At 72.9% G+C, this 8659-nt stretch carries 6 protein-coding genes; 3 read left to right on the top strand and 3 right to left on the bottom strand.

The genetic code is table 11. The features are described from left to right. Positions 1-162: 162 nt before the first annotated feature. The 3 genes from AB0K36_RS34180 to AB0K36_RS34170 all read right to left on the bottom strand — a co-directional run bounded on the left by AB0K36_RS34180 (position 163) and on the right by AB0K36_RS34170 (position 4706). Complete coding sequence (locus AB0K36_RS34180; protein WP_364601623.1) at positions 163-1500, bottom strand: ABC transporter substrate-binding protein; 1338 nt, start codon at positions 1498-1500, stop codon at positions 163-165. Between the two features lie 28 nt (positions 1501-1528). Then, entirely contained in the window at positions 1529-3211 is a 1683-nt protein-coding gene (locus AB0K36_RS34175) for a glycoside hydrolase family 13 protein (RefSeq protein WP_364601621.1), read from the bottom strand. 223 nt (positions 3212-3434) lie between these two features. Beyond that, positions 3435-4706, bottom strand: a complete 1272-nt coding sequence (locus tag AB0K36_RS34170) for an ABC transporter substrate-binding protein (RefSeq protein WP_364601619.1) — start codon at positions 4704-4706, stop codon at positions 3435-3437. Between the two features lie 168 nt (positions 4707-4874). Between AB0K36_RS34170 and AB0K36_RS34165 the strand changes: the two genes are divergently transcribed. From AB0K36_RS34165 to AB0K36_RS34155, 3 genes are read left to right on the top strand one after another with little or no spacing between them, the layout of a single operon-like run. Continuing rightward, positions 4875-5381, top strand: a complete 507-nt coding sequence (locus AB0K36_RS34165; protein WP_005310452.1) for a PadR family transcriptional regulator — start codon at positions 4875-4877, stop codon at positions 5379-5381. After that, positions 5378-6217, top strand: a complete 840-nt coding sequence (locus tag AB0K36_RS34160; RefSeq protein WP_364601617.1) for an ABC transporter ATP-binding protein — start codon at positions 5378-5380, stop codon at positions 6215-6217. The genes AB0K36_RS34165 and AB0K36_RS34160 overlap by 4 nt, the downstream gene beginning before the upstream one ends. A 2-nt stretch (positions 6218-6219) precedes the next feature. After that, entirely contained in the window at positions 6220-8541 is a 2322-nt protein-coding gene (locus AB0K36_RS34155; RefSeq protein WP_364601616.1) for an FtsX-like permease family protein, read from the top strand. The last annotated feature ends 118 nt before the right edge of the window (positions 8542-8659 follow it).

Below are 8659 nucleotides of genomic sequence, written 5' to 3'. Positions count from 1 at the left end.
TGATTGCTGACCAGCACCGCTCCGCCGGTGCGCGGAATGTTCTCCGACCCCTGAGTGTCGATCTTCAGGTCGAGCGCCTTGAACATCGTGATCGCGGCGCCGGCCTGGGGAGCGCGGGCCCGGGGGGCCCGTCCCTTGAGTGTGTCGGCCATGGCGGCTGCCTCAGTTCCCGTAGGCCTTGGCGGCCGCGGCCTCGAGCTTCGCCGCGGTGGCCTTCGGGTCCGACGGGTCGCGCAGGAAGTCCTGGAGGAGCTTCCACTCGCCGGCGCCCTTGGTGCCGCCGAACGCGGCGGGCGCCTGGTCGGACATGTCGAAGCGGACGGAGTCGCCGGCCGCGACGAGGGATTCGGCGGTGGAGCGGGTGGTCTCGTCACCGTAGGCGTCGAGGCTGACGTCCTTGTTGGGCGACAGGAATCCGCCGGCGCCGGCCCAGATCTCGGCCGCCTCCGGGGTGGCCAGGAATTCCAGGAGCTTCATGCCGGCCTTGCTGTTCTTGCCGTCCTTGAGGACCACGGCGGCGTCGCCGCCGCTGACGACCGGGGCCTCGCCCCCGCCGACGGCGGGGAACGGGAAGAAGGCGGCGTCCTCGCCGAGCTTGCGGCCGAACTCGTCCTTGGCTATGCCGCCGACGAAGTCCCCTTCGTAGACCATGCCCGCCTTGGGTTCGGGTCCGAAGACCTGCTCGACGGAGGACGGGAAGTCGGTCTGCAGCGCGGCCTTCGCGCCGCCCGCGACGAGCTGGTCGTCCTTGAACAGTTCACCGAGCGTGGTCAGTGCCGCGACGACGCTCTCGTCGGTCCACTTGAGCTCGTGGCGGGCGAGCTGGTCGTACTTCTCCGGTCCGGCCTGGGAGAGGTAGATGTTCTCGAACCAGTCGGTCAGCGTCCAGCCGTCCTCGCCGGCCACGGAGAAGGCGGGCTTGCCGGAGTCGGCGAGTGTGCGGCCGGTCTTGAGGAGGTCCTCGTAGGTCTTGGGGGCGCTGACGCCTGCCTGGGTGAACGCCTCGGGGCTGTACCAGACGGTGGACTTGTGGGCGGCCTTGAAGTAGAGGCCGTAGTACGTCTTGTCGACGGTGCCGTAGTTCTTCCACACCGGGGCGAGGCCCGCGGTGGCCGTCTTCGCGGTCTTGTCGGACAGCGGCTCGAGCCAGCCCTCCTTCGCGAACTGCTGCAGGACACCGACCTGGGGCACCATCACGACGTCCGGTGCGTTGCCGCCCTCGATCTTGCTGCCGACGAAGGTGGAGACGTTGTCGCCGGAGGGCACGAAGACGGTCTTGGCGCCGGTCTTCTCGCTGAAGGCGTCCAGCACCTTCTTGAAGTTCTTCTGTTCGCTGCCGGTCCAGACTCCGGCCACGGTGACGGTCTGGCCGCTGAGCTCGCCGCCCCCGCTCGCGGTTCCGGTGGTGCCGCCGCAGGCCGTGGCGGCGAGGGTGAGGCCGAGAACCGCGGAGGCGGCGGCCGTCGTACGCCGGGTGGTGGTGCTGCCGATTCGTCGCATGGTGAGTCCTTCCGGGGGAGAACGGGGATCAGGAAGCGGGGTGGTCGCCGGTCCACCAGGCGGCGGTCGCTCCGGGGAGCACGCCGTCCGGGCAGGGACCGCTGGACAGAAGGGGTGTTCCGGTCACGGGCGCGGGGACCGGCTCGGTGCCGAAGTTGACCGCGCAGATCAGCCCGTCACCGCGGGCCATGGCGAGGACCTGCGGGGGCGCGTCCAGCCAGCGCAGCGTGCCCTCCCCCAACTGCGGGAGGCTGCGGCGCAGCTGCAGGCCGTCGCGGTACAGGTGCCAGAAGGAACGGGTGTCGGCCAGGGCCCGGTCGGTGGCGTGTTCCGCGAACCACTCGGGCTGCGGGAGCCACGGCCGGGCCCCGGCCGCGCCCTGGCTGAAGCCGAACGGGGAAGCGTGGCCGGACCAGGGCAGCGGGACGCGGCAGCCGTCACGGATGCGCTTGCGGCTGCCGGTGCGGTGGAAGATCGGGTCGGTGAGCACCTCGTCGGGCAGGTCGAGCACCTCCGGCAGGCCGAGCTCCTCGCCCTGGTAGACGTAGGCGGCGCCGGGCAGGGCGAGCATCAGCAGGGCGGCGGCGCGGGCGCGGGCGGCGCCGAGTCCGCTGCCCTCGACGCCGGGCTCGCCGGCGTAGCGGGTGACGGTGCGGACCTGGTCGTGGTTGTTGAGGACCCAGGTGACGGTCGAGCCGGTGCCGGCGATGTCGCGTATCGCCTCGTCGATCGTCGAGCGGAAGGCGTCGGCGTCCCAGGGGGCGGACAGCAGGTCGAAGAAGAAGGCCTGGTGCAGTTCGTCGGGGCGGACGTACTCGGCGTGTTCACGGGCGGTGGGTACGGAGACCTCGCCGACGAGCAGCCGGTCGTGGCCGTCACGGGCGGCGTACTCCTCGCACACCGACCGCCAGCGGCGCCACACGTCGTGGACCTCGGGCTGGTTCCAGGCCAGCGGGTTGACCGAGTCGCGGGCGCGCTCGTCGGCGAACGGGTCGTCGGAGTCGGGGAGCGCGGGGTGCTTGAAGAGTCCGGCGGCGACATCGATACGGAAGCCGTCGACACCGCGGTCCAGCCAGAAGCGCAGCACCTGCTCGAAGTCGTCGCCGACGGCCGGGTCGCGCCAGTTGAGGTCGGGCTGCTCGGGGGTGAAGAGGTGGAGGTACCACTCCCCCGGCGTGCCGTCGGGTTCTGTGACGCGGCTCCAGGCGGGGCCGCCGAACATGGCGCGCCAGTTGTTGGGCGGCTCGGCCCCGTCAGGGCCGCGGCCGGGCGCGAAGTGGAAGCGGGAGCGGGCGGCGCCGCCGGGGCCGGCGGCGAGCGCCTCGCGGAACCACGGGTGCTCGCTGGAGCAGTGGTTGGGGACGATGTCGAGCAGCAGTCTCAGTCCGAGGCGGCGGGCGTCGGCCACCAGCCGGTCGAACTCGGCGAGGTCGCCGTAGACGGGGTCGACGCCCTGGTAGTCGGCGACGTCGTAGCCGTGGTCGTGCTGCGGCGACGGGTAGAAGGGGCTGAGCCAGATGCCGTCGACGCCCAGCTTCCTGAGGTAGGGAAGCCCGGCCCGGACGCCGGCCAGGTCGCCGATGCCGTCCCCGGTGCTGTCGAGGAAGCTGCGGACGTAGACCTGGTAGATCACCGCGTCGCGCCACCACGGGTCAGGTGTGGAGGCAGGGCGGGAGGGCCGGCCGATGCCGGCCGGAAGCGTGCTGAGCATCTCGCGTCGACCTGTTTCTGCTGAATGCGAGAGCGCCCCGGACCGGGTGCGCTGTTATGCATGCATGTTAAGTAGCGGTGACTGGAAGGTGTCAACGATGCTTCCTGAAACTGTCGAAAGCTGGGGGGTTTTGCCCGGTAATGCCCCGGTGGCAAAGTGAGAGCCTCTACTTAACATGTAAGTAGAGGCTCTGTTGAACGGACCGGAGGTGGGCGTGAGCGGGTCAGCCCCTGCGGGAGATCGTCCCCAGCTCGCGCGCGAGGCGTGCGACGGCCTCGGCAGGCGTCTGCCGCAGCGCCATGACGTCCTGCGCCACCGCCTGCACCGCCAGACTGACCTGGTCGTAGCGCGGACTCTTGGGGCGGGGCACCGCCGACAGCACGCTCTGGCGCAGCGTCGGCAGATAGGGATGGGCCTTGATCAGTTCCGGGTCCTCGTACAGCGCGGCGCGCACCGGCGGCAGCGAGCCCTCGGTGAGCACCTGCCGCTGCACCCGCTCACTGGTGAGGTAGGCGATCAGGTCCGCGGCCGACGCCGGGTGCCGCGAGTGGGCGCTGACGGCGAGGTTGGAGCCGCCCAGCACGCTGGTGCCGGGCCCGTCCGGCCCGGGCAGCGGCACCGCGCCGAACTTCCCCGCCACCTTCGAGCCCTCTGCGCCCGCGTCCGCGTACACATAGGGCCAGTTCCGCAGGAAGAGCAGCCGGCCGTCCTGGAACGCCTGCCGCGACTCCTCCTCCTTGTAACCGAGAGCCTCCCGGGGGATCCACCCCTGGCGCACCCCGTCCGCGAGGAACGTCAGCCCGGCCGTCGCCGCGGCGGAGTCCACGGTGACCCGCTCCCCGTCGTCCCGCAGGATCGACCCGCCCGCGGAGTGCACGGCTTCCGCGACGTTGACCGTGAGCCCCTCGTAGGGCAGGAACTGGCCGGCGTAGCCGTCCAGACCGTACTTCGGGGCGATCGTACGGGCCTGCCGGGCCAGCTCGGCCCAGGTGCGCGGCGGCTCGACACCCTCTCGTTCGAGGATGTCCTTGCGGTAGTACAGCAGCCCGGCGTTGGTGACGTACGGGACCGCGAAGAGCCGCCCGTCGAAGGTGGCCGTGTCGACGACCGGCCGCAGGAAGCTGTCGAGCGGGAAGCGGTCGCGCTTCAGCGGGGAGATCCACCCCGCCGCGGCGAACTCGGAGGTCCATGCCACGTCGATGTTCAGCACGTCGAAGCGGTCGCTGCCGGAACGCAGTTCGCTGGTCATCTGCGCCCGGGTCTCGTCCGCCGAGTCGGGCAGTTCGACCAGGGTGACCCGCTCGTCCGGGTGGGCGCGGTTCCAGTCGTCGAGGAGCGGCGAGAGATAGTCGGTGAGATCGCCCGCCGTGGCCAGCGTCATCGGCCCGCGACCCTGAGGGTCCACGCCGCCGGCCCGGGCGCCGAAACCGGCATACCCCGCCAGCAGCACCGCCACGACCAGGAGAGCTCTACCCGCGGCACGCATCCACCGCATAGGTTCCTCCCGGTGCACGATCCGGCTGCGTCGCCGACCATCGGGCCCTATATATACCCGTTAGGCATGGGCGATACTAGACGTCCAGGCGGACCGGACAGGTGCCATGGGCCACACGCCCACCGCCCGGCCAACAGGAAACTACGTCAGCGGGAGAGAGGGGGGAGCGTGCGGCTGCCGCTCCTGGCACTGCTCACCCGTGGCCCGGCGCATGGTTACGAGCTGAAGCAGGACCTTGAGAAGCTTCTGGGCGCCGCGTACCCTCAGCCGAACGTCGGCCAGATCTACGTCACCCTCGGCCGCCTGGAGAAGAGCGGGCTGATCGACGGCGAGGACGTCGAGCAGTCCGGCCGGCCCAACAAACGCACGTACCGGCTGACCGACGCCGGGCGCGAGGCGGTACAGGCCTGGTTCGAGGAGACCACCGACGAACCACGCGTGCGGGACGAGTTCTTCATGAAGCTCGCCCTGGCGCCCGAGTCGGGGCTCGCCGACCCGGTCGCCCTGATCAACAAGCAGCGGCGGCAGTACCTCAACACCATGCGGGACCTGTCGAAGCTGGCCGCCGCCGAGGACCGGGACAACCGGATCTCCCAACTGCTGATCGAGGGCGCGATGCTGCATCTGCAGGCCGACCTGGACTGGCTGGAACGCTGTCAGGAGGAGCTGGAATGAGCCACGACGCGGCTTCCGGCGACCGCCGCGGGCCCGACACCGCATCCGTACCCGGGCCGGATCCGGCCGCGGGGACGGCGGACGCCGGGCACGGCAGCGCGCCGATCGTGCGCGCGGAGGGCCTGACCAAGACGCACCATGGCGAAGGCGCGCCGGTCCACGCGGTCCGGGGTGTGGACCTGACCGTCCGGCCGGGCGAGTTCGTCGCCGTCACCGGGCCGTCCGGCGCCGGGAAGTCGACACTGCTGCATCTGATCGGCGGCCTCCAGCGGCCGGACAGCGGCAAACTCTGGCTCGACGGTCAGCGCGTCGACGAGTACCGCGAGGCCCGCTGGGCGGTCCTGCGGCGGCGCAGCATCGGCGTCGTCTTCCAGTTCTTCAACCTGGTCTCCAACCTGACCGTCGCCGACAACGTCGAACTCCCGGCGCTGCTCGCCGGCGCCTCTCCGAAGGCCGCCCGGGAGTCCCGGGCCGAACTGCTCGCCGAGCTCGGCCTCGAAGGCCGGGAGAAGTCCATGCCCGGTGAGCTCTCCGGCGGCGAACAGCAGCGCGTCGCGCTGGCCCGCGCCCTGGTCAACCACCCCGCTCTGCTCCTCGCCGACGAACCGGCCGGCAGCCTCGACAGCAAGGGCACACGCGAGGTGCTGCGGCTGCTGTCCCGTTTCCACCAGCGGGGACAGACGATCCTGATGGTCACCCACGACGCCCGGATGGCGAGCGCCGCCGACCGCGTCATCAGCTTCTTCGACGGACGGATCGCCGACGACGCCCAGCTCGGTGGCGGCCACCGCGGTCCGGCCGGCGGAGTGTCCGGCGTGCTCGAACTGAAGGAATGAGCATGCGGGCGACTCTGCGCTGGGCTCACGCCGACTTCCGCGCGCACCGCGGCGAGGCCCTCTTCGTCGTCCTGGCCAGCGCCGGGATCATCGCCTCCCTGCTGCTGGCCGGCGCACTGTTCAGCTACGCCGCCAACCCGTGGCAGCGGATCTTCAACCAGTCCCAGGGCGCCCACATCTGGCTGCAGACCCGGCCGGGCGCCGACCCGGCCGCCCTGTCCCGGCTCGACGGGGTCGACGCCCTCTCCGGCCCCTACCGGACCGCCACCACCACCGTCGAGTCACGCGGCGCGCGGGCGGCGGTCGCGCTGCGGGCGACCGGCGTGCGGCCTCCCGGGACCGGACGGCCGCTGGTCACCTCGGGCAGCTGGCTCGCACCGCCGGACGACGGTGCGGCCCGTGCCGTCGTGCTGGAGAGCTCGGTCGCCCGCTCGCTGTGGGCGGAGCCCGGCGACACCGTACGGGTCACCGGCCAGGACGGGGCCGTGCGCACCCTGCGCGTGACCGGCGTCGCCGAGGCCGCGGAACCGCCCTACCGGGCGGGCGGCGGGCCCGGGATCGGCTGGGTCCTCCCGGAGACCCTCGACGGGATCGCCCCCGGCGACACCGGCCAGAGCGTGGGGCTGCGGCTCGCGGACTCCGGCGACACCGACTTCATGGTCCAGCGGGCGGTGACCCTGTTGGGCGCCGACAGGGTCGCGCAGGTCACCAAGTGGCAGCAGGCCAGGGCGGAGGCCGGCGGCGACGACCGGCTCCTCGGTCAGCTGTTCGCCGTGTTCGGACTCGGGGCGCTGCTGGCGGCCGCCCTCGCCGCGTCCGGGGCGATCGGCGCCCGGGTGCGCGGCCAGCTGCGGGACATCGCCGTACTCAAGGCGGTCGGATTCACACCGGGTCAGGTCGTCCGCGGCTTCCTCGTCCAGCACCTGGCGTTCGCCCTGCTCGGGGTGGCGCTGGGCACGGCGGCCATCGCGTCCCTGGGCGCGCGGATCCCGGGCCGGATCGGCGACGCGGCCGCCCTGTGGCAGGACCTGCCCGGATACACGGCGCTCATGATCGGTGTGCCGTGCGGGGCCGTGCTGCTGATCGCGGCGGCCACCGGGCTCGCGGCCTGGCGCGCCGGGCGGGTGCCGCCGGTACCGGTGGCCCGGGCGGCGCAGCCGTCCGCGGCGCCGATGACCGCACTGGGCCGCAGGGCACTCGGCCTGCGGATGCCGCCGGCGCTGGTGCTGGGCTGGCGCTCGGCCTTCCCGCGCCGGGGCCGTACGGCCGTCGCCGTGGGGCGGCTCGCGCTGCCGCTCGTACTGATCACCGTCGCGCTGGTGGCCTGGTCGACGCTCGACCAGTTCCGCGGCCGGCCCGCGCAGATGGGGCTGCCCGCGGCCCTGACCGTACGGGCGGAGCAACCCGGCGGACCGTCGGAGGAGGAGCTGCGGCGGATTCTCGCCGGGGTGCCGGAGGTCGCCGCCGTCCATCCCGGCGCCGAGATGGCCGCTCTCGTGCCCGGGCAGACCGGGACCATCACCCTGCGCGGCCTCGGTACCGCCGAGGATCCCTATCCGTCGGCCGTGGCCGAGGGGCGGGCGGCCCGGGGACCGGACGAGGCGGTGGCCGGGCAGGGACTCCTCGACCTGCTGGGCGTACGCGTCGGCGACTGGGTGCGGATGACGGTCGAGGGCAGGCCGCAGATCCTGCACATCGTGGGACGCAGCATCGAGCCCGAGTCCGGCGGACGGATCATCTCCACGACGGTCGACGCCCTCCAGGAACGCGACCCGGGCCTGCGGCCGGACTTCCACGCACTGGTGCTCACCGACGGATCGGACCCGCGGGCGGTGAGTTCGGCGCTCGACGGGGCGGCGGGCGGCACGCTGGAGATCCGTGAGACGCCCAACCCCGCGGACCGGCTGGAACCGGCGCGCGGAGTGATCGCGGCCCTGATCGCGGTACTGGCGCTGATCGGTCTCACCGAGCTGCTGACACTGATCGGCACCGGGGTCCGCGACCGCGGCCGGGACCTGCTCGCGCTGAAGGCGATCGGGCTGACGCCCCGGCAGATCGGCTCCGTCATCGTGACCGCCGCCGGGCTGACCGCGCTGGCGTCGGCGGTGGCGGGAACGGCGCTCGGCGCGCTCTTCGGCATGTGGCTGGTGGACGCCCAGGGGACCGCGAGCGGGATGGGGGCGGGGATCGCCCATCTGCCCCCGTGGCCGGTGCTGGTGTCGGTCGTGGCCGGCGCGGTCGTCGGTGCGGTGGCGGCTGCCTCCCTGCCGGCGACTCGGACCGCGCGCCGGCGGCTCGCGGACTCGCTGAGCGAGACGCTCTGAACGCGGCCGGGGGGGGGGGGGGGGGGGCCCCCCCCCCCCGGGGGGGGGGGGGGGGGCGGGGGGGGGGGGGGGGGGGGGGGCCGGCGGGGGGGGGGGGGGGGGGGGGGTGGGGGGGGTG

This window comes from Streptomyces kurssanovii, from assembly GCF_040677245.1.
Classification (GTDB): Bacteria; Actinomycetota; Actinomycetes; order Streptomycetales; family Streptomycetaceae; genus Streptomyces; species Streptomyces kurssanovii.
This window is presented reverse-complemented; position numbering and strand designations above follow the sequence as displayed.